The sequence below is a fragment of the Pseudanabaena yagii GIHE-NHR1 genome (assembly GCF_012863495.1).
Taxonomy (GTDB): Bacteria; Cyanobacteriota; Cyanobacteriia; order Pseudanabaenales; family Pseudanabaenaceae; genus Pseudanabaena; species Pseudanabaena yagii.
On the sequence record NZ_JAAVJL010000002.1, the window covers coordinates 38,992 to 62,586 of the forward strand.

The following is a 23,595-nucleotide window of genomic DNA, read 5'->3' on the forward strand; positions in this document are numbered from 1 at the left end:
TTGTAAAGTTAGTATGGCTAGTGCTCAGTACTGACCATGCAACACCATAAACTAAGTTAAATCCGATCAAGTTAAATCTCAACAATCCTGCTTACTATGAGGAGTGACCCGACCATATTTGCTTCAAATAGCGACAACAGCAACGATATCGAGCAAAATGCAGGATTGAGTATGGTGGATATTCTGACATTATCCACACAGCAGCAACAAATTATCAATTGGGTTATGCGGCATCGCGAGTCTACCCTTGAGGCAATCTCGTCAGGTATTGGCACAACTCCAGAAGATACTTTGCTCGAAATTGAAGCTTTAATTAGTCAAGGATTTCTCGAATTAATTTCCAATCCAGGGGGAAATTATTACGCGATCGATTTTCGTCGCCAGCAAAGTATTAACAATCTTGATGCGATGCCTAAGGCAGCAATTCGTCCCCTATCGATCATTCTCAACCCATCGGGGACAGTTTCCATTGCGACAGGGGAGAAATTTGAGCTATGCGTAACGGTCACCAATCAGGGGAATCGCAGTGCCGTCATCAGTGTGGTGATCGATCAAGACTCTAGCTCGATCTATTCTTGGTGCACCTTCCCTTCGGAGCGGCTTGCCCTTAGTGTGGGGCAAAGCTGTGAGGTGGTGTTTCCGATTCAAGTACCGCCAACTATGCCTCCTAAGGAATATGGCTATACGATCATCATCGATGCCCCTGAGCATTATCCCGAAGATACGCCAATTCAATACAAGGGGCGGGTGATTGTCACCCCTTCTATCCAAGAAGTAGTCAGGGTCAATGATCCCAGCTTTGCCACAATTCCTCGTACCAACTCCGCTAGTCCACACCAAATGCGCGGGGGCGAAATTTGGCAAGTCTTGATTTCAGTAAATAATCGTTCGGAACGGGTCGATCGCTTTCGGGTAACTATCCCTGATCTTGACCCCAAATGGGTATCCATTTACTATCCTGAAGGTTTAGCTTTAGCGGGGGTTGTCGAGGCGACAGAAGGCTTACCCCTCAACCCTGATACTCAAGGACAGATCACCATTATTTTCAAGCCCCCCATGGATACTTGGGCAGGCATTTATTCCCCAACTATTCGTGTCCATTCGACTAATAATCCTGACCTAGCGCTATTAGACATTGTTTACTTTGAAATTCTGCCAGTCTATCAACTGGATATTCAACTAGTAACCTTGCTCACCAGAGTCGAGAATCAGCCATCTCTCTACGAAATGCGCTTTAAGAGTAGTAGCAATATTGCCCGTGAATTAATCGTGCGTGCGAGTAGTCCTGAACAGGATGGACTTTTAACCTACAGCTTTAGTAGCGAAGAAACGCGAATTTCTCCCTATGGTAATTCCCGCATTAATCTAGAAGTACAAACCACGAAAAAGTGTAAACCTAAGTTTTTAAGTGAGCGCTACCTCAGTTTCATTGTTGAAGTGGAAGATAAGCAGGGAGTTGCTTTAGTTAGCGATCGCTACTTAGGCAATTTGATTGTCCCTGCCCGTCCTTGGTGGCAATTAGTGCTAGTAATCATTGGCATCATCGGCATCATTGGCACAATTATCTTTTTGATCTGGTGGTTCTTTTTCCGTCCGCCTGAAGTTCCTGTCGTCGTTGAATTTACTTCCGAATCACCCAACTACCGTGAAGTTGCCAATGAGTCAATTCGCTTACGGTGGCGAGTGACTAATCCTGATCTAATTAAAGAAATTAAAGTAGAAGGATTAGGTGAAGATCAAACTACCCTGAGCCAGCCTGTAGTCTATAACTTTAGTGCTGGTATTCCTCCTGAGTTAAAGGAATATTGCGTGATTGATCGCGAATTACTTTGTCAGAATGTCCCCACCGATGCGCGCAAGCCTAGTCAATATATTTTCCAAATGAACTTGGCATCAAAGAATCCCAAAACTCGCACCTTACCACTAGCGAAAACTACAAAGATTATTGTTGAGCCTGTCCCCCAAGCGCAGATTTTAGAGTTTGCCTCCAACAAACCTCTCTATACAGAATCTAGACCTGTTTTACCAACCATTGTTCTTGTACCTGTTGCCAAGTCTGATCAACAAGCAAACAATGCTCCGAAAGCAGAAACGAATAATCCTCCCACTTCTACGGAAGCCTCACCAAGTAATCCAGCTAGCTCCGTAAATAGCCCATCGCCTGAGGTGGTTGCCGCTAAAGCGAAGGAAACAGTCTTTATCCCTGAAGTCTTAGAGAAGCGAGTCTTCTTTACAGCCTTGGGCATTGCCGAAAGTCCCACTAAGTTGGGACTGATCAAGCCGAAACCTGATCTGGATAATGAAGTACGTCTGAATTGGCGCTTATCCAATGCTAGCCAAATTCGAGAGTTAACCCTCGTTGGGCGATCGCCTGAAGGGGAGATCAAAAGCCCACCCTTAAAATACTTGCTCACCGAAGGTATTCCGCGATCGCTACGTCCCTATTGCACCATTTCTAACGATGAAATGGTTTGCAAGAATGTCCCCACTGAAGCCAAAGCCTCAGGTAATTACATTTTTGAATTAGCGATCGTTCCGCGTAAACCTCCTATCGATCCCAAAGCAGTTCCTGTGATGCGGAAAACGGAGATTGTCAAAATTGCTCCCTACCCAGCCAAGATTCTCGAACTCAAGGTCAATGGACAGGATGCTTTACCGCAATATTCCTTTAATCTCAATCCCGATATTCCCAGCATTCTCACCCTCTCTTGGAAAGTAGAAGCCTCAGCCGCCGCCAAAATCGATCTCTTGCCTGCCCCCGGAAATGTCGCGGCTGTTGGACAATTAGCTCTGCCCCTCAGTCCTAAATCCGCCGAAGTAACCTATACCTTAAAAGTTACTAATCCCGATGGACAAATCATTATGCGTTCCTTCATTGTCCAAACGATCGCGCCCCCCCCAGCACCAAAGCCTGAGGAAACACCACCGATCGCTTTACCACCTGATGTGCCAGCGATCGACTCTCCCCTCATCCCCGCACCACCAAATCAGCGATCAGGAGGCACACTCACGCCATCTGAAGTTCCTCCTAGCCAAAAATAGTAGGACTTACGCAGTGGTTAGATGTGGTGTGTGCAAAGCCCACACCACATCTAACTCAAAAATAGAATAGACAAGGGGCTTCAGCCCCTTGTCTCAGTAAAATCTCGGTTAAATAGACCAGTGAAATTTAGTTGACCATGCTCCAAACAGAATTTAAATTCACGTTACCCAAAGGGTTATATCTCAATGGAGAATTACACCAACAGGGCAAAATTAAGCGCCTAACTGCTAAGGATGAATTGGTCATACAGGACTTGGCTAATCGTCATCCCAACATCGATGTTGTTTTCTGCGTCTTAGCTCAGGCGATCGCGCAATTAGGCAGCCTTACCAAAGTTATGCCACACCAGCTAGAACAACTCTTTCTCCCCGACTTCCTATACTTCCAGAGTCTATTTAGTCAACTGCAACCACAAAACCTAGACCCATCGGGGGAATTATAGGCTACCCCTCCGAGAGGTTATATGAGGAGGTAGCCTTTATCGCTTTTTACTTCCATTGGTCAAGGGAAGATATACTCAACCTCACCCATGCCGAACGCCTCCGTTGGGTCAATGAAATCATGCGTTTGCGTTAAGCTCAATCACCAGCCAATCGACAATCACGATTATTCAGCTTGCCATCGGACATGATCGTGCGACAAAAGATACTTTTTTGAGAATTAGAATCTTTCAATAGAGCGGCATTAAATTTAGCTCCCCTTAAATCTGCACCTCGGAAATCCACATTCTCTAAATCCGCATTAGTAAAATTTGCCCAGCGCAGGTTTGCATCCTGAAAGCTGGCATCTTTTAAGTAAGCTCCGATCAAGTTTGCGCCAATTAAGTTTGCCTTCCGCAAATTCGCCGCCCGCATTTGCGCCAAACTCAGATTTGCGCCATTAAGCTTTGCCTCAACGAGATTGGCATTACTTAATTCACATTCTGGGCAGGCTCTAGTCTCTAACAATTGATCGACAGGATTAGCGATCGCTGCTTGAGCAATTACTAGAGATGAGGATAAGGCGATCGCGTTAGGCAAAAAGTAATGGCGTAACATTGGCAATCCTTGTTTACGAATCGACTGTTTTCTAACTTTATCTCTGTTTGGTCATTGCTATAACCATGTCTAGGGTAATGTCTGAGATATTACCTAGAGTTGGGAGTTTGTTGCTTCCAGAATAGATTAGTGGCAGTTCTGAGTGTTCCCAAACCCAAATTTGCTGACTCTGAATATCGGTCAGCCACGCAATCTGAGTGCCATTGATCAAGCAATGTAGGATTTTGTTTTGTAGCTCTAAGGTATTTTGGTCGGGGGAGCGAATTTCAATCATCCAGTCTGGCTCTCCTTGCAGTAGACCATCAACTTCAGTAAGCCGATCACTTTTAACCACGGTAATGTCTGGTACGGGAGATAGTGGTGGCAAGATGCAACGCAGTTCTTGAATAGCTTCGTATGTTTGGGTTTGTCTATTGATTGTGTTAACTAGGTTACGTTGCAGGCGAGAATGAAAAAGCGTTGGCATCGGCTTTTGTTGAGGTTGTCCATGGATAAATTCCCAAGCAGGTGAGGTTTCAATTTTAGGCTGCTGGAGAAAAGTTTCTAAGGGGCTAGCGATCGCAATAGATTCCATAATTGCCTGAGATCAATCTTTGCAGGTGCAACGTATGTTTAGTTCATTCCCTTGGATTGAATACCCCTGTTTTTAATTTGCTTATGCCTACCTAGTGTTGAAAAATGCAATTCAACACTAGGTAGGCATAAATAGACACACTCAGATTTTCCAATTTGTATCTGGAACAAAATCTTTTGTCATGACAGTTAATGCCTCCCACAAAGTTACATAATGTTGTTTTAGAACTTCAAATCCTCCACTCATTAGGCTAGTACTTTTTTCATCTTGCTTTGCTTCTGGTCTTGCCCATGTAGGTGTTTCTAAACCTGTCTTGTCAAGTAATTTTGAATATGCGGTTTGTCCTTCTTCCGTATGTTTAGACTTTTTACCCTGTGCATAACTAGACAATGTTGTTTCCGTATGAGCAATCTTGCCTTCATTAACCATTTTGAGAAGTAAATCAGGCGATACAGCAGGACAATACTCATCAAGTAATCCTATCATATGTCCAAATTCATGTGCTGCGGTAATACGACTCCAATTTTGTTCGTACTGAGTTAGTGTATTAGGGGTATCAGGAGCTTCCAATTTTGCACTACTACCTATTGCACCCATAGCTTGTTTTGCTGTGGTTGGCTGCTCCACACCTGAATCACTAAGAACTTTATCAATTGCCTCTTTGCGTAAACCAACTAGCCCAGAACTTTCTCTTGATCCTAGAGTCACATCAATTGACAGTGGATGTAAATGTGCTAGCGCACTATCTTTACGAAGAGATGCTAAGTCTTGAGCAATATTTGTTAGTTGAGCTTTCATTCCCACTGCAAATTTGGAAGTTTTTGCGTCAAATACAATTGGAGCAACATTTGCTAATTTCTTAAGAAGACGCTCACGATCTCGTTCGTAAGCAGGCTTGATATTAGTAGTTTTTTCAGTAGGAGCAAGGTGTTGACTCACAATAGGATCGTTAATCTTATCTTTCGTATCTTGCTCTTGTAAAGTTCCACCACCTTGGTCATTCACTCCAGATACCCCTCCCGCTGTTCTCATACCACCTGTTTTCTTAGTAAAAGCTTTTGAGACACTAACTGAATAATGAGCATCGTTAGCTTTCTTAGATTCCACGACATTTATTACTGGTTGCACAACTACATCAGTAAAATTAACCTTGTCACAGCTAATCGTACTAATGTTACCCCATTTACTCATTACTGCTGATTTAAAGTCATTAAACCAAGCTTTCTTACCTTCTCTAGTCCACTCAGTATCAGCGTCATCTGTTGCTAATCCCTTATAAGCTGATGAGTCTTGATAGTCAAAATGGACTTTGACAGTAATTGTCATTATTCCAGTCTTAGGGTTATAATCTGCATCAAATTTCCCCCCTCCAGTTGATGGTTGCCAATTCCGAAGTTTAAACTTTTTTGAATTAAACTTTTCTCGTTCAGTTTTTTTTGAAAAAAGTCCTCTCTGAATAGTAGGCTTGGGATTTTTCTGCAACACATTAAGGTTGTTACTATTACTGGTAATGCTCTTTTTTTGAAGTTTAAATCCACAAGAAGAACAAGAGCAACCAGCATCATGCGTATTTACTTGACGTTGCAATGAGTCATTAGGATTTTGAGAAACGATATAATTTTGTTTCAACTTTCGATTCACATCCCCATTATTCTGTTGCACCACATGAGTTAATTCATGGGCAAGTAACTCCTGTCCATCTTTACTGTTGGGGTTGTATTCACCCTGCCGAAAAAATATATCTTGACCAGTTGTAAAAGCCTTTGCTTGGATTGACTTATTTAATTGATCGGATTGTGAATCTATATGCACTTTTACACTACTAAAGTCTGCTCCCATCGCTTGACCCATCTTAGCTTGAAGACTAGGATCTAGAGACTTTCCACTACCTCTCACACTTTGAATAGATGATTCTAAGTCTGACGATGCTTCCCCACCGCCAAGATTTTCACGTCTCTGTAACAAAGGCTTCATTTGAATTTCTTCATCCTCTTCCTCTATTCCCTCTTGTCTTTGGATTTGAGAGATCGGTTTCATTTGAATTTCTTTATCCTCTCCTTCTATTCCCCCTTGTCGTTGGACAGACTTATCATGCATTGGCGAATTAATTTGTTGAACTACTTTAGAAGCAGTCGCATCTGCTTCTTTTTCATACTTATCATTCGGTTCGCCAATATTCAACTTAGCTTGAATTGGGAAGCGATGTAACGAATTTCTCTGAATTGGACGATCAGAAGAGTTTGAAGGATTAGAGATTAGTTTCCCTAGTAAATTTTCTGATGACGAATTGGAAGCTTGATCTAGGAAATCTTCAGACTTTCGGTTAACTTGAGGAAAATCTGACTGTTCTGGTGCAAAAGCTCTAGTTTGCAAATTTAGGGTTGTAGGTTTGGGAGAAGTCACAAGTTGAGCAGACTTTTCTTGAGTGCGCTTCATAGCATTAACCTCTAAATTTGCTTACAGCAAAGCTGTATATATTCAATGCTAGATATTCTCGCATACTTGCAATTAGGATGCATATGTAAAGCACAGATATTTGAAGAATTTATTGATAATTTTTTTAACGACAATCTTGGCTATTAACTGAGCCATCTTGCAGAGTGGTGTTACATAGCTTTGCATTCTTCAGATTTGTGTTTATTAGTGACGAATTTTCGAGATTCGCATCCACTAAATTAGCTTCGCTCAGATTAGCGCTTTCGAGATTGGCAAACCCTAACTTAGCGTTAGTTAAATTCGCTTTGAGTAGATTTGCTCCTTCGAGGTTCACGAATTGCTTTACTAAGCTAAAAGCATCAACATTGCCATCACCATAGCTATCAGTCAAATTGGCTTCTTGAAGATTACTTTGGAGGAAGGAAGCCTCTAATAAATGGGTATTGCTGAGATTTGCACCTTGCAAATTGGCTTTACTAAAGTTAGTGACACGAAGATCGGCATAGCTCAGATCAGCTTGTGTGAGTAATGCTTCCTGTAAATTTGCACCTCTAAGATCGACGCTACGAAGATTTGCACCTTGCAAATTTGCTTTGTTAAGATTTGCACCAATGAGTTTAAGCCCACTTAAATCTGTATTTTGTAAGTTGCAGCCCTGACATCGGTTAGTTTCAATGAGCCGTTGACGATTGGCGGCTTGGAGCCGATCGCTACTAGGGTCAGCTAACGATGGTGAAGCGTTAGCGATCGCTATGATCGTTAAGATTCCTGCAAACAAGGGTTTGGAAAGATTTAGCATAATAGATTGATAATGTTGACTTAATGATGTGATTTTAACCAAGCTTTTCTGAATTAAAATCAGCATATAGTGTTTCCCAGCCTAATAAAGTACGAGGTTTTTTTCTGAAAATAATCCTCTGTAACTCACTTGCGGGGAAGGCGTGTGGTTGTGGTGTAGAAATTGGGAGTGCCTGTGATTCTGCGTTCTTTATTTAAGTCAGTCAAGCGAGGTAAGCGATTGGGATTGATCCTGATGGTGCTGCTCAATCTGCCTGTACCAATGGCGATCGCCCAAGAAAAGTTACAGGATTTTGACTATTGGGCCTCGCTCTGTAGTTCTTTGGTGAAATCGCGTAAATATAAAGATGCAGTTGAGGCTTGTAATCAAGCAATTACTTTAAATACCAATGAGCCGATCGCATGGTTAGAACGGGGAGATGCGATGGTGGGCTTATCGATGTATACCGAAGCAGTTGTTTCCTACGATCGCTTTATTAAGTTGCAGCCAAATAATTCAGGAGCTTTAGCCAAACGCTGTGGAGCCTTGAATGAATTAGAGCGCTACGAAGATGCGATCGCTTCTTGTGAGTTGGCGCTGAGACTAGATCAAAATTGGGACGATGCTAGTCCTGCAATGGTTTGGTATATCCAAGGGCTATTACTGAAACGGGCTGGAAAACTTGCGGAATCGCTAGAATCGCTAGGTTTAGCAATTCGCTCAAATCCTAATTATTCCCTAGCTTTGAGTGAGCGTTGTGAAGTTTTCATCAGTCTTGATCGCGCCGCCGATGCTTTGCAAGACTGCGATCGCGCCATCAAGGTGAATGCTAATTGGGGTAAGGCTACTCCAGCATTGGCATGGAAAAACAAGGGGAAAGTGCAGAACCAACTCCAACGCTTTGACGATGCCCTGTTTGCCTATGACAAAGCTGTGGCGATCGAGCCAACTAACGCTCAGGCTTGGGCAGAGCAGGGGATGATCCTCTGGCGATTGGGGCGCTATGCGGAGGCTTTAGCTTCTCAGGAATGGGCATTAAAGGCAAAGGAGAAATATTCCCTCGCATTAGCAAATTCCTGTGCAGCATTGAATCAATTACGGCAGTATAAAGAGGCTCTAGCCGCTTGTAATGCCGCCATCCAAGAAGGGGATCAGCAGTGGGATTATTTAGGTCCCGCATGGGCTTGGGATCAACGCGCCAATGCTCTAACAGGCTTAGGTAAATATGAAGAGGCTCTAGCTTCCGCAAATCGAGCGATTGCATTGAAACCCGATCAGGCAAGTTTTTGGGGTAATCGCGCCGCTACACTTTGGGCGTTAGGTCGCTTTGATTTAGCACTTTCTTCAACTAATCAGGCGATCGCTCTCAGACAAAACTCATCAAGTGCATGGTTCAATCATGGGCGCATTCTGACTTCACTGGGGCGCACTGAAGAGGCTCTCAAAGCTTATGACAATGCGATCGCAGGGGATGCCAATGTTGGTAATCAACTCTTTTTAGCAGATATTTGGACAAATAAATCCGCCTTACTATGGCGACTCAACCGTTTTCGTGAATCCATTGCGGCTAGTCAACAGGCGATCGGCATTAACCCCAAATCCGACACAGCTTGGTTTAATCTAGGCTTAGCGCTGATGTCCCTTGATCGCTATGCTGAGTCAGCTACGGCATATAGTCGCGCGATCGCGATCGATGTCAAAAATGCTGACTATTGGACGGGGCGCGGATTAGCTCTATTAGCCCTCAATAGTAATGCTGATGCCCTCGTTGCTTTTGAGCAAGCCCTGAAACTCAATCCTAATCAAACCCAAGCGCTACTAAATAAACCCATTGCGATCGAGCGTCTGAAACCGAAACCAGTCAAATAAAAAAAGATGACGCATCGCGTCATCTTTTTTTATTAAATACCAGGAATTTCTGACAGATCGCACTTTAACTCTTCGACGGCAAAGTTAGTCATTTGCTTCCATTCTTCGATAGTGAAATCGTATCCCTCAGCCTGTGCTAGTTTGACAAAACTTTCGAGATCGGGCGCTTCATTTAGTTTTGCTTTGAGGAGGGAATTGGATTGGGCTGCCCGATAAAGGCGGGCCACTTGCTCTCTTGCCATAGCATTGATTTAGGAGGTTTAGGAGTAAAGTGGTGGGGTGCAATTTAACAAGAATGTTTAAACAAAATAAACCTTGTAGGAAATAACACCTGCATAATTGATAATAGTCTAACAAAAAACATTCTTTTGATTATTAAAGATAATTAAAGGCAAAGGCTGTTTGGCTCGCAAAAGTGAGCAAAATGATTTAGGTCTTATCGGAAGTTTTACAGAATCAGGCAAGCTATTTATGGCAAGAAAGGCTCCAAATGTTTGGCAAAAGCTGTGGAAACGGATTACTGATGTTTGGGGGCAGTTTATTGGTTCAATTGATGCCCTCATCGGCAATCGATTTGTTGAATTCCTAGACAAAGTAGTTCCTACACCCTTACGCTTTCTGATTCCTTTCCTCAAGGATGATTTGGGAATTCAGCCGCCTTCAATATCTTCTTTTAAAGGTATTGTTGTACCCGAAAAGAATGAGACAAAGGAAGTTCTTAAGGAAATTATAGTTGAGGAGCGCATAGGCACAATTTGGCAGATCAAGCCACAATTTCTCCGCTATCAATGCCAAGAATCTAATCCCTTTCGCTGTGAATTTCCTCTAGAAACCGTTGCGGATAATCCTAATAATAAATACTGTAAAAAATGTAATTTCCCTGCCACTTTACCCCCTGAAGTCAAAGTGCGTGGTAGACGAGGTGTATATCAAGTAGATAGTTATATTGGTATTCGCGGTACAGGGAGGCTCTACAATGCCACGAATTTATCTGATGGTGAATCATTTTTATTTAAGGAATATGTGATCCCTAAAAAATATTTTAATGATCAAGAAACGCGAGAGAGTAAGCAGAACTTTGAATCTTCTTCAGAGATCAAGCTTTTAGATGGGAGAGTTCAAGACTCACGCCTAGTTACCCCCATAGAAGCGATCGCTGATAGTCGGGAAGAAAGGTGTTATGTCATTTTGCCGCATACTGAAAATACAATGACTCTTGCCGACTATCTAGCAACCCATGGAGCAATGAACAGTTGGCAGGTCAAGTCCTTTCTAAATCAAGTATTACAAACTCTAGAATCATTACATTCACAGAAATATCGACTGCGTTCGGGCGTGGTTGCCGCAGGATTGCCCCACGGTAATTTAACCTTTTATAGCATTGCCATTAGAGAGAACTTTCAAGGATTTACAGTCTATTTAAACGACTTAGCCTTGTGGGAAGATCGCTTTTATCCGCCTGATAGTCAGACTCATACCTATTCCATTAGTCGCGATCTTGAAGACTTAGGCTATATTGCTTTTTATCTCTTGCATGGAGGAGTAATTGATTTAGACAATCGCTCATACATCAATCCCAGCGATGTCGATCACTGGGTTGCGAAAGTGAACTTAGGACTGAAAAAGTTCATTCAAAATTTACTTGGCTTTGGAGAGACTAGATACGCGAGTGCTGAAATCGCGCGTCGTGCCTTACTACGTTTACCGATTGAACGGGAAGCCCTAATCGAGTTTGCAGAGCAACAGGAAGAAGCTCCAGCAGACAAAAAGAATAAATGGGCATGGCTTACTAAGAAAGTAATTGCTATTTTTGTTGGTGTGCTTCTCCTCCTCGGTCTACTCCTTTTACTCTATTGGTGGTTTACCCAGCCGCCGAAGCCTGCTAATCTCAATTTACCTTGTTGCATCAGTCAAATATCTGATATTCCCGCAGGTAATTTTACCTATGCTGCGAATAAGAATGGCACATGGACTTACACACTACTACAGAAAAATCTGATTGCTAAGGGAAGAACTCTTGAGGATAAATTACAAGAAAGTCAGCCCAAATTACAATTGAGCTATCAACCCATCGATGATGATCAATTAGTCAGCGATAAATTGCGCTCTAGTAAAGTAGATTTTGCAATTTCCAGTGTGATTACTAATTCTGGGGGAGATTTTATTACACAGGATATTGCCTATGACGGGTTAACTGTTTTTGTTGCCTTTAGCTATGCTCAACGGAATAACAGTCTCCCTACGGCTTTGCAGGGCAGGCTGACCTTTGAGCAACTGCGCCAAATCTACACAGGGGAAATTATCAACTGGCGACAGCTAGGGGGACCGAATTTACCCGTTAAGCTTTATATGCCTCTAGATAAGGAATCTATCCAGATTTTTGAAAAGCGTGTGCTGAAAACTGCAACTGCGATCGCGGCTTTCCAAAATCTTGCTCAAGATGGCAACAATAGCATCACTAAACTATCAACCTTTGATTCCTTAAGACAGTTGATCCAAGACTTTGAAGATCGCAATGTCGGGAGTATTTCCTTTGGTTCTATCAGTCAGGTCTTCGGACAATGCTCTGTTTATCCATTGACTCTTGCTGATGATCGTCAATCTTTCGTTTCACCCCTAGTAATGCAAACGGGCAAAGCTGTCACCCCTGACATCGATCTATGTAACGAAAAGGGAAATTATGTCCAAAATTACAGTGCCTTCATTAATAAGAGCTACCCACTCTCCTATCCAATTTCTGTCGTCTACCTCCGTGACAACCGCCGTACTCCAATTGCGGAAAGGTTTGTATCTATCATGCGAACCGAGGAAGCACAAGGTTTACTGAAACAGACGGGCTTAATTCCTTTGAAATATCCCATTAAACGCTTAAATGCTGAAAAATAGCGATCGCCTAAAGCATTTCTCCACCTTCAGTGCGGAAATGCTTTAGCAAATCTTTACAAATCGCGAAGAAGCGATCGCAAAGAAATATTAGCGTTAATATAATTTCTAATCCCTTGAATAAAGCTTTGCTCTAAAGGCTTATGCCTAAACAATTTAATGAAGCAACAGATGAATCTCACAAGGCAAAACTAGCTAAATTTGCTGCTCAGGTTTTACAAGAACCTCTCCAAATGAGATTGCTAAGCGATCGAGTATATGAATTACTCACAGATGAATTAAAACAGCAAAAGGAACGTCTTGGCAGAAATTATGAGGGCAGACTATGACTAACACCAGCAAGTTTGCAAGAGCAGAATCCTACGTTACCACTAATCACTTTTATGTGGAAATGCTGCCAACAGCAACTATTGTGGCGGGTTTTACCGAATGCTCAGGTTTAAGTGCCAAGGTTGAATACGACACCTATTTTGAAGGAGGAGTTAACGACCAACAGCGCATACTTCTCAAGCATACTTCTTTTTCTGAAGTTACCCTGAAACATGGTGTGACTAACGATTTAAGCTTTTGGAGATGGTTTACTGCTACAACTAACCGCCGCCGCAATATTCGTATTTTACTTTTTAATCAAGCTGGTGATATTAGGCAATGTTGGACATTGATTGGTGCAGTGCCCGTGGGCTGGACAGCGCCATCCATGCAAGCCGATGGTAATGCAGTCGCCATTGAGGAGCTAAGATTAGCGATCGAAGGTTTGACTGTATCCCTAGAAAATGGTGGACTTGCCACAGTTGTAACCAGAGATTCATCAAGTGGTTCTTTCCCTAGTTCTTAAACTATGTCTGAAAATTCTCAAATTCCTTCACTCGCCGATGATGATTTGCCTGATGATATTCCCCTTGGCAATTCTGATCCATTGCTTGTGCCAACGCCATTAGGACAGCCATTTTTACAGCCGAAGTTTATCTATCCTTTGGGCGCAGTTTCTATCATCAACCCTGATAGCCTCAACGCTGAGAGTGATTTTGAGACTCTTAGTGATTCTTTTAACGTTTTTGATCATCCATTACAAACAACTGAGTCAGTTGCTCCACCCATAGCCAATAGTCAGCCAAATCTTCAAGCTAAAACAATCACATCTTCACCAAAGTCAGTTAAGCGATCGCCTCAAAATACATCGTCCAAAAATCCTGCCACTTCTTCTCCATTAATTATTCCTTCTAAATCGTCATCACTTCCCACAAGTCAGACAAAGATTCAAACATCCATAGCTAATAGTTCTCCAGCGAATAATTCTTTAAACCTACAATCCAATTCATCTGACGAGCAATCTAGTTTATCTGAAGTGTTAGATAAATCAGATATTTCTAGTAACTTTTCAGAAGACACACCTATTCAAAGATTTACTGATATTCTTTCTAGTGCCGATGATGCAACATCTGTTATTAGTGACAGTACTTCAAGTGTAGCTAATATTGAAAGCTCTATTTCTCAAGAAGTTGAAAATAATCAGAGTTCTCCTCAGTTGATACAGAGAGAGTCTGATACTTTTGACTCTGACAGTAGTGATGCTATTTTTGCTGACAATTCACCTGCCATAACATCATCACAAGAATCAGAACCTAATACGGGAGATGTAGCTAGCACAGATAATAGCGATATCCCCAACATACAAAGTAAATCTGTATATCAAGTTAATGATCGTAGCGATATCTCTAAAACCACATCAAAAGATATTAGTTTAAATAACAATCCTCCATCTATACAAAGAACCTCTGAATTAAGTCAAAGTAGTCAAGATGTCTCAAATCAAGATTATAGACAGGATATTCAGTACAACACTGATACATATAGTCCAGCAAATACAGCACTTGACAACGATGTTAATAGTGACATTAAGGAAGATTCATCTAATTCAATACAGAGAAAATTAGAGATATCTAATAGTGAAAGTGCTAACAATTCAACTAATGCTTTTTCAAGAAAAAACTTAGATTCAGGTAATCGCGAATCTCAAGCAGGTCAAAGTTTAGATATTACAAACACAATCAACAATAATTTGCCAGACAGTATTCAAAGAGATTTAGCGCTGTCAACAGATACTAATCCTACTAATTTAGAAGATCTAGCTGGAGGGCAACCTAAGCAGATCAATGTTGATGACAATATATCTAATCAGACAAGTCAAGTTAATTTATTAGACAGCACAAATCAAACTTCTAATCAAATATTAGAGCCAAATGCCAAGTCAGTATCTAATAATAAACAGATTGAAAATCCTACAATACAAAGAAGTTTGGATGGATTATCTGGAATTAATATCCCCATTGTTACATCTACAGGCGATCAAAATATTGATCTCCCAAATACCAATATAAACAATCCTAATGTAGATAGTTCTGAGCGACAACTCCAGAGACAGTCTGATGAGATTTCTGATGCTACAATTACTAGTCAAACCACTTCACAATCATTACAAGATGCTTTGGATCAATCGAATTTAAATTCGTCAAGCATCTTAAATGCTGATACTAAGACACAAAATAACTATAGTAATCCAGACTCTTCTAATATATCCACTAGCATTAATTCTTCTCTAATCAATAATATACCCACTCAAATTCAAGCTAAATCTGACTTAGAAGATATCCCAAATCATAGTAGTTCACCAAGTGATGTGCCAAGCGATCGCATGTTAGAAGTACTCCCAATCAGAGAGATGTCTTTTCCTGACATCAACACTGATATCATTCCCAATGAATCACCTCAAAGTAGTATTATTCCATCTAATTCAGAGAGTCATACAATACAGAAGAGTATAAATAATCAAGAAATACTAACTAACAATGAAATCTCAAGTAGCAGTTTTAATGAGCAACTGTCTCAAAACAATTCTGTTAATGAGTCTTCACGGTTAATCCAAAGAGAGTCTGACTTAGATAGTACGAAATCTACTATATCTGATAATAATATTAGTAATACATCAATAGAACAGCTACAGAGAAGTAATTCTAGTCTAGACATTGCAAGTAATTCAAATCTTCCAACAATTAGTAATTCAGAAACTTCTTTGGATATTCAAAGTAAGACTAATGAGTCAAATCAAGATATTTTCGATTATCAAGATGAGCAATTTAGTAGTAATACTGTCTTGCAAAGCAATACTTCTTCCAGTATTGAGGATATTATTAATAGGAATATATTCCAAGAAAATATTTCAATACCAAATAGTGATATTAATACTGAGATTACCTCTAATGCTCCTATCAACAATTTGCTTTCAAGAAAATTTGATATAGGTTCAGATATTTCTACTAATGATAGAAAGTCTTATATTGAAGATATTAATGAGATTAACAGTACTAAAACTGATTCTACAGAAGATGATTTCAGTAACACACTTCAATCTAATCCAGATATTAATAATCTAGACAATAATTTCAATAATGATTTTATATCAAATATACAGAATAATATCCAAAGAGATAGCTCAGACATTAGCAATCTAGAAGATATAGAAACTAAATCAATTCAAAGAGATGCTGAGATTTTAACATCTAACAATATAAATGCTTATGAATCCTTTGTACCTGTTAAAGATATAGGTAGTTTTGATACTAGTATTAATACTCAGATTGATAGTATTACAGATAGCAATATAGATCAATCTTCTAATCTAGATAGTATTTCCACTATAGACAATCAAAATGTTCAACGACAAGCAGATAATGCTTATAACTTCAATAAAACTTTAACAGCAAATATTCAAAATGACATCCAAAGAGATATATCAAATACGAGTAATTTAGAAAACATAGAATCTAATCAAATTCAGGGTAATTTAATATCTACCAATGTAGATTTAGATAATACTAATGAACAATCAAATTCAATTATTCAAGATATTACTAGCGATTCCCCTCAAATTTATGGCAATATTCTCCATAATGATAATGATGCTAATTCTTTTAGCAATTTAGATAGTGAAGCAGAAAAATCAAATGATTTAAATGATGCTTTTGACATAGATAATCAAAACATTCAAAGACAATCAGATTCTATTAATGTTAATAATTTGGAAGTTCCTTCTACAGGCATTTCAGATGAACTTAGTATTCAAAGAAACTTATTAAACGAATCTCTTCCAAACACATCATCTAACTTGTCAGATACTTCTATTAGTAATAACAACAATAATAATAATATTCAGTTAGAAGCGTCTCCTGATTCTATTAGTATTTCTGAGTCGAGGAATGCTTCAGATACATCAATTGCTAATCCAATAGATTCTAGCATTAGTACTAATACTCCATCTAGAGATGATATTGTTGCACCAAGCGATCGCTTAAACAATCAACTTCAAAGACAAATTGAATTATCAGATGTAGGCACGGCTAATCTTTCGACGGATATTGAAGAGACCGATCCTTTAGGTATGACTTTTGGTGCACCAGATGATTTACTACAATCATCACGACAGGTATCACCAGATGTATCTATGGCGGATAAGTTAGATACATCTAATACAGATAGTAATTATCCTAATCTTCAAACTCAGATTGACACTTCTAGTTTGAATCTTTCTCCTATTTTGGATAGTGATTTATCTAGTGTTCCCGAAGATATTAATAGCAACATTATTCAAAGTGATTCTATTACATTAGCTACAGAAAATATTATCAATAGAAAAGTTGATCAACTTGATGCGATAAATAATAATAACGATATATCTACTACTAATAACAAAGAGCGATCAGTTCAAAGAGAAAACCATTTAGATGTTAATGAAGATATTAATAGCAGCAATGTTAATGCTGAATGGCGAGATAATAGCTTTGAGCAAGTTAATGAGTCATTGACGATTCAATCCAAGCTAGATATCGTTCCATCAGACAGCTATTTGGATAGAGATTTACCGAGTTTACAAGATCCTAATGTTGTTGAGTCTACTCAAAATAATTCCTTACAAGAAATATCACAGAATAGTCTAGACAATATATCTAGTGAGCAAATCCAACGTAGTTATGAGACTACTTCTATTCCATCTAGTGAAATAGTGGAATCTGATTCTAGTTTACAATCTTCTAGTGAATCAAGTTTACTTAATGAATATAATTTAAGTCCTACAAATTCAGAATTATCAGATAGTTATGTAGAAAACAATACGAATACTAATAGTAATGCGACGATTGCTTTAGAGAATAATTTGGGTAATAGAGAACAAAATATCCAGAGAAAATCTGAGTCTGGTGATCCCTCCCAAAATACAAATATATCTAATTTAGATGCAAGCTTTTCAACAAATAATGTTTCAAGTTTAGAGTCAGATGATGCAATCCAGAGACAAATTGATTTGGATAATGGTCGTACAGATATAGATGCGAATAATGCATATAGCGATCGCAACTTAGATGTGCAAGATGCGATCAATTTATTTGGCGTAAATGACCGTGGTGCAGCAGTTCCCGATCTTCCAATTGCTCAAACTAGCTCAAGTCAACCTCTTCAAAGAAAGAGTGACTCTGGTATAGATTTCAATGAGATAGGTAGCATTAATACAAAAGATGTGGATCTCAGCAGTAGTTTTAATATTGAAAATATTTCAGCAGATATTGATAGGAATACACAAAATATTCAAAGAGATTATGATATTTCTACTAATACTTCTATAAATAAAATAGATAGGACAGAGAATATTGAAAAAACTAGCAAGTATCCATCTGTTACTTCTAGCCAAAACCTAGTACAAACATCTGATACATCACTTATAAACAGAAAACTAGATAGTATTGATCAAAGTGTAGCATCTCAGGATCTACAACAAGTCTCTACAGATAATATTATAGACAACGCATTACAAAGTAATTCTATACAGTCTCACAATTTAAATGTTCAACAATCTAGTGCATCTAATTCTCCTAATACTTCTATCAAATTCGCTGAGCAGACGTTAGACCATAGTTTAAACGCCTCTTCTCAAGTATTACCGTTAAATTCAGTAGAAGATGATGAGGTAGTTCAAACTCAACGATCGCTACAGGAAAATAATGCAGTTGTAGACCCCACAAATACATCTCCAGATGTTTCTCAAACAATTCAACCTAAACTAGATGTTGCGGCCTCAGATAGCTATTTGGATAGAGATTTAACTAACTTACAAGATGCGGAGCATTATAATATTGATGAGACTCCTCAAAGTATTACAGAGACTTCTCAAAGTAATTCTTTAGGAGGAATATCACAGAATAGTCTAGATAATATCTCTAGTGAGCAAATCCAGCGTAGTTATGAGGCTAGTTCCACTCCATCTAATGAAGTAGTGAAATCTACTTCTAACTTACAATCTTCTAGTGAATCAAGTTTACTTAATGAATATAATTTAAGTCATACAAATTCAGAAGTGTCAGATATTTATGTAGAAAATAGTACAAATAGCAATAGTAATACGACGCTTGATTCAGAAAATAGAACGACAAGTGTCCAGAGAAAATATGATGCTAATAATTTTTCTCATAACACAAATGTATCTAACTTGGATGCAAGCTTATCAACAAATGATGTTTCAGGTTTAGAGCTAGATAATGCAATCCAGAGACAAGTTGATTTAGATAATAGTCGTACAGATATAGATATAGCAAGTAATACAGATAGCGATCGCAAGATAGATGTACAAGATGCGATCGACTCATTTAGCATGAATGATCGCATCGTAGACAATCCTGATCTTCCCCACAAAATAACTGAACCAAGTCAAACCCTTCAAAGAGCAGTCGATATTACTCAAACTGTTAATGCAGAATTCAAGGGAGATACTCAAGAAGATTTAGTTGATAATAGTAATAGTAATGAAGTTTTCGATACCAGTTCTAGAGAGACAACTCAAAAAGATATTACTGCTAGTGAGAATCTAATACAAACATCTGATACATCACTTCTAAATAGAAAACTAGATAGTAGTAATCAAAATTTAGAATCTCAAGACCTGCAATCAATTGCTAGGATAGATAGTAGTGAAACTATTCTAAATGATGTCAACTCTCAAACTGAGAATACTCTGCAAAATCCTTCCCCAATTGCAGATAAACATTCACAAGATATTCAATCATCTAATATTTCTGACTCCCAAAACATTGATGCAAACAGTCAAGCTTTAACAAATGATATTTCTGCTGACAATAACTCACAAACAATTCAAGCAAAGCTAGATATACCAAGTCCAGATCTAGCTTTGGATGGCAATATAGACAATAATTTAGAGAGGAGTGATGACAATAATCTTTCTAACATATCCAATGATGATTTAGTTCAAAAATCACCTAGTAGTTCTAAAGTAAACTTAGAAGAATCTTCTATAGATACTAATGTAGTAGATACTCATCCTGTAAATTTACAGCTATCATCACAAGACAATATTCAAACATTAGATGGTATTGACCCATCTAATGTTTCATCTCAGTCTATAGATGTTAGCAGTCAGGAAATAGAAACTATAGATAAATCAACTGGCTTAAATGCTATTCAAAAAGATGAAATAGATGCTAATAGTCAGTTAATCCAGAGGAAATCTGAAAGCATACCTCTAGAAAATCTAGGGAATACAGTACAATCGAAAACAGCAAATGCGATCGCATCCAGCAAAGATCAGAGTAATCAGACTGTTATCCAAAGGCTATCAGATCAGGCAAATGCTGATGATTTGACTCTACCGACAGTTTTACAAAATCTGGGGCAAACCGAGTCCTTAAGCAACTTTACGCCACTTACCAATAATCAATTCAATAATCAAAACAGTGCTCAATTTACTTCAACGCATCCATCCCAATTACTACAAGCAAAAAGTAATGGTTCAACCTTCGGTAATGCTGTAAGCAATTCTGGAAGTAATTCTAACTCTATAAATGCTCTATCACCTACACCTACTAGGATTCAGCCCAAAGATGATCCGACGAATCAAGGTAGTAGTCCGCAAGAAACTCATGCTGGTTGGTCAAATATCGCCGAACTATTAGCCAATTTGCCCCCTCCTAAAGTTTCTAGTAATCCATCAACTAGTTCATTAAACAAAAAATTAGTTAGTTCTGGCGATCGCAGTTCTTTGGCTAGTAATCCCAAACCTAGTCTATCTGCCTCCAGTCAAACTACATCTAGTCAAGCAATAATTCAGAGATCGCTTGACGCTAATGCTGATGATGGAGATCTCTACATTACCCCAACGGGTTTACAGAGAGGTAATCCCAATCAGTTTACTAATAGTCAATCTAATACCATCCAGCGGCAACAAATGCCATCAGCAGATGCAAATTTGCCTGAGGCAACGGTTAAGGTGAACTCTCGTGATGACAGTGACAATGATGCCAATTTTGAGGAAAATCTCAATGCATTAGCCCAAGAAATTTACGTTTTGTTAAGACAACGCCTCGAAATCGAAAAAGAGAGACAAGGATCTAGATATCAAGGCAGATTACCTTGGTAATCTTAGGATAGTGCTACTAAGCGCGAATATCCTAACGCTTTAAAACTAGTAAGGGATCAAGCATGACAGGACAACTTGTAAAGGCTATGCTCACCACTACCGATGCAGGGGCAGCAGCGATAAATTTTCAGTTTAATCCTACTGAACTCCAATTTCAGAGATCGGTTAGCCTCAATCGTTCGGCAGGCGCACGTACAGCCTCAGGACTACCCAAAGTTACCTTTGCCTATCCTGAGCCAGTCAGCCTATCGCTGAGCAATTTAGTCTTTGACACTTACGAATCAGGTACAAGCGTCCTTACCTTAATCGAGCCAATTATTAAGGCTACTGACTTTACAGGACAGTTAGAGCGTCCACCCGTATATGTTTTTGCTTGGGGGCAAACTCAATATCTCAAATGCTTTGTTAAACAAGTTAGTTATAAATTAACAATGTTTCTGGCTGATGGTACACCTGTAAGAGCAACTGTTGATATGTCACTAGAAGAAGTGGACAGTACCCAACTCTAAAAAATTAAGATTAATAAATAGCGTTACGAAGCAACGTTATTTATCTCCTTAGCGATCGCTCCAACTTTAAACTAATACCAGTTGACAATGCCCAAATATATACCAACACCCTTACTGCAAATTGAAGGAACTGCTGCTTCCGCAGATTTACTTAATGATATTTTGCAAATATCAGTGGAAGAGAGTCTACATCTACCCGGGATGTTTACCCTAATTATCAATAATGATTATTTCCCAGGGAATGGCGACACTACATGGAAACATCAAGCATCATTTGCGATCGGGAAGAAAATTAAAATTGGCTTTACCTCCAGCACCACTGAGGATGCTGATTTTTCTACTGAGGAAACTGGATATGTCATAGACGGTGAAATTACTGCGATCGAGACAGAATTCAACGAAAAATCACAAGCTCCAATTATTATTCGCGGTTACGATATCTCACATCGGCTACATAGAGGTCGCTATAATCGTTCTTTCCAAGATGTTACCGATAGTGATGTAGTTTCTAAAATAATCGGTGAAGCTGGCATTTCTTCTGGAACTGTAACCGCAACCACACTTGTCCATGAGTATCTTTTTCAAGAAAACCAGACTAACATGGAGTTTTTAAGGGAAAGAGCGGCTCGTGTCGGCTTTGAACTATATGTCCAAAATGGCAAGCTCAACTTCCGTCAGCCCACTCAAGACCAAGAATTAACCCTTAAGTGGTTAGAGGATATTCATAGCTTTAGAGTGCGTGTTTCTAGCGCAGAGCAGGTCAGTTCTGTAGAAGTAAGAGGTTGGGACTATGCAACCAAGAAGGCTATTGTTTCCACTGCATCAACAGAACAAGTCATTACTAAGACTGATAGTGGAAAAGGTAGTGCAGCCAGCACCAAATTTACGGTTAGCCCCAAAATGATTGTTGTTGATCAGCCTGTATTCAGTACAGGCGAAGCTCAGAAAATAGCGCAATCATTATGCAATGAATTAGGTGGAGAATTCGTCAATGCTGATGCCAAAGGCGAAGGAAATCCGAGCATTAGAACTGGTAAGGTTGTGAAGTTAACGGACATGGGTAAATATAGTGGTAGTTACTATGTTACGGAAACTCATCATTTGTTCCATGAACGCAAATATATTACTCAATTTAGTGTTAGAGGCTTAAGAAGTAGTGGCGATATCGTTTCTATCTTGTCAGCAAAACCACATCTAGAACCTGGGCAAACCATGCTGGTTGGCGTAGTAAGTAACAACAACGATCCTAAAGGCTGGGGAAGGGTGCGGGTAAAGTTCCCTACTCTTACAGAGGAGCATGAAAGTAATTGGGCGAGAGTTGTCAGCGTTGGCGCAGGTCCCACAAGAGGGTTTGATTGCTTACCTGAGGTTAATGATGAAGTGTTAGTAGCCTTTGAACATGGGGATATTCATCGTCCCTATGTAATCGGTGGCGTATGGAATGGAACCGACGCACCACCTGAAACAGTTGCTAATACCGTTGTCGATGGGAAAGTCCGCTTACGCACTTTTAAAACTCGTGTTGGACATAAGCTCCAATTTGTCGAAGAGGATAAAGATACAAAAAAAGGAGTGTATCTTAATACGATAGGTGGTCACAATCTCCGACTAAACGATAGTGATAAATTTGCAGAACTAGAAACTACTGGAGGACATAAGTTCCGTGCTGATGATAGTAGTAAAGAAATTAGCTTAACTTCTACAGGAAACATTACTGTTAAAACTGGTACAAGTGGTTCAGCAAATGATCTCACGATTAATGCAGCAAATATTACATTAACGGCTACTACCAACATTACGCTCAAAGTTGGTAGTAATAAAATCGTAATTTCTAACTCTGGAATTGATATTGAAGGCATCAAAGTCCAAATAAAAGCTTCAACAACAGTAAATGTTGAAGCGACGGCAACTAATACAGTTAAAGGTACTGTCGTTAATGTTGATGGCAGTGGAATGGCAGTAATTAAAGGTGGTTTAGTTAAAATTAATTAGT

Annotated in this window: 15 protein-coding genes; 10 read left to right on the top strand and 5 right to left on the bottom strand. The window is 39.4% G+C overall.

What is annotated here, in order from left to right:
* The first annotated feature begins 96 nt into the window (after positions 1 to 96).
* The 3 genes from HC246_RS17080 (at position 97) to HC246_RS27000 (ending at position 3,619) form a co-directional block, all read left to right on the top strand.
* A complete protein-coding gene (locus HC246_RS17080) occupies positions 97 to 3,042 on the top strand; it encodes a COG1470 family protein (protein WP_169364680.1) in 2,946 nt (981 codons plus the stop codon).
* A gap of 137 nt (positions 3,043 to 3,179) precedes the next feature.
* Positions 3,180 to 3,485, top strand: a complete 306-nt coding sequence (locus HC246_RS17085; protein ID WP_169364681.1) for a hypothetical protein — start codon at positions 3,180 to 3,182, stop codon at positions 3,483 to 3,485.
* Positions 3,482 to 3,619, top strand: a complete 138-nt coding sequence (locus HC246_RS27000; protein ID WP_369683004.1) for a DUF6760 family protein — start codon at positions 3,482 to 3,484, stop codon at positions 3,617 to 3,619. The genes HC246_RS17085 and HC246_RS27000 overlap by 4 nt, the downstream gene beginning before the upstream one ends.
* A 2-nt stretch (positions 3,620 to 3,621) precedes the next feature.
* On the opposite strand, the gene HC246_RS17090 is transcribed toward HC246_RS27000, so the two are convergent.
* The 4 genes from HC246_RS17090 to HC246_RS17105 form a co-directional block, all read right to left on the bottom strand.
* Entirely contained in the window at positions 3,622 to 4,080 is a 459-nt protein-coding gene (locus tag HC246_RS17090) for a pentapeptide repeat-containing protein (RefSeq protein WP_169364682.1), read from the bottom strand.
* A gap of 37 nt (positions 4,081 to 4,117) precedes the next feature.
* Entirely contained in the window at positions 4,118 to 4,654 is a 537-nt protein-coding gene (locus HC246_RS17095) for a Uma2 family endonuclease (protein WP_169364683.1), read from the bottom strand.
* A 141-nt stretch (positions 4,655 to 4,795) separates the two neighbouring features.
* Positions 4,796 to 7,090, bottom strand: a complete 2,295-nt coding sequence (locus HC246_RS17100; RefSeq protein WP_169364684.1) for an eCIS core domain-containing protein — start codon at positions 7,088 to 7,090, stop codon at positions 4,796 to 4,798.
* A gap of 124 nt (positions 7,091 to 7,214) precedes the next feature.
* Positions 7,215 to 7,955 carry a pentapeptide repeat-containing protein gene (locus HC246_RS17105; protein ID WP_169364685.1) on the bottom strand — a complete coding sequence of 247 codons (741 nt, stop codon included), beginning with the start codon at positions 7,953 to 7,955 and terminating at the stop codon, positions 7,215 to 7,217.
* A gap of 108 nt (positions 7,956 to 8,063) precedes the next feature.
* On the opposite strand from HC246_RS17105, the gene HC246_RS17110 reads away from it, so the two are divergent.
* On the top strand, positions 8,064 to 9,737 hold the full coding sequence (locus tag HC246_RS17110; RefSeq protein WP_318655967.1) for a tetratricopeptide repeat protein: 1,674 nt from the start codon (positions 8,064 to 8,066) through the stop codon (positions 9,735 to 9,737).
* Positions 9,738 to 9,769: 32 nt separating this feature from the next.
* Here the strand turns inward: HC246_RS17110 and HC246_RS17115 are convergent, their stop codons facing one another.
* Complete coding sequence (locus HC246_RS17115) at positions 9,770 to 9,979, bottom strand: Nif11-like leader peptide family natural product precursor (RefSeq protein WP_169364687.1); 210 nt, start codon at positions 9,977 to 9,979, stop codon at positions 9,770 to 9,772.
* A 160-nt stretch (positions 9,980 to 10,139) separates the two neighbouring features.
* On the opposite strand from HC246_RS17115, the gene HC246_RS17120 reads away from it, so the two are divergent.
* The 6 genes from HC246_RS17120 to HC246_RS17145 all read left to right on the top strand — a co-directional run bounded on the left by HC246_RS17120 (position 10,140) and on the right by HC246_RS17145 (position 23,594).
* Positions 10,140 to 12,623, top strand: coding sequence for a substrate-binding domain-containing protein (locus HC246_RS17120; RefSeq protein WP_169364688.1), 2,484 nt, complete (start codon positions 10,140 to 10,142; stop codon positions 12,621 to 12,623).
* Positions 12,624 to 12,763: 140 nt separating this feature from the next.
* Positions 12,764 to 12,949, top strand: coding sequence for a hypothetical protein (locus tag HC246_RS17125; protein ID WP_169364689.1), 186 nt, complete (start codon positions 12,764 to 12,766; stop codon positions 12,947 to 12,949).
* On the top strand, positions 12,946 to 13,455 hold the full coding sequence (locus tag HC246_RS17130; RefSeq protein WP_169364690.1) for a phage tail protein: 510 nt from the start codon (positions 12,946 to 12,948) through the stop codon (positions 13,453 to 13,455). Before HC246_RS17125 ends, HC246_RS17130 begins: the two co-directional genes overlap by 4 nt.
* A 3-nt stretch (positions 13,456 to 13,458) precedes the next feature.
* Positions 13,459 to 21,093: a hypothetical protein gene (locus HC246_RS17135; protein WP_169364691.1), complete on the top strand. Its 7,635-nt coding sequence runs from the start codon at positions 13,459 to 13,461 to the stop codon at positions 21,091 to 21,093.
* Between the two features lie 62 nt (positions 21,094 to 21,155).
* Positions 21,156 to 21,602 carry a CIS tube protein gene (locus HC246_RS17140; protein WP_169364692.1) on the top strand — a complete coding sequence of 149 codons (447 nt, stop codon included), beginning with the start codon at positions 21,156 to 21,158 and terminating at the stop codon, positions 21,600 to 21,602.
* 87 nt (positions 21,603 to 21,689) lie between these two features.
* Positions 21,690 to 23,594, top strand: coding sequence for a VgrG-related protein (locus tag HC246_RS17145; protein WP_169364693.1), 1,905 nt, complete (start codon positions 21,690 to 21,692; stop codon positions 23,592 to 23,594).
* The last annotated feature ends 1 nt before the right edge of the window (position 23,595 follow it).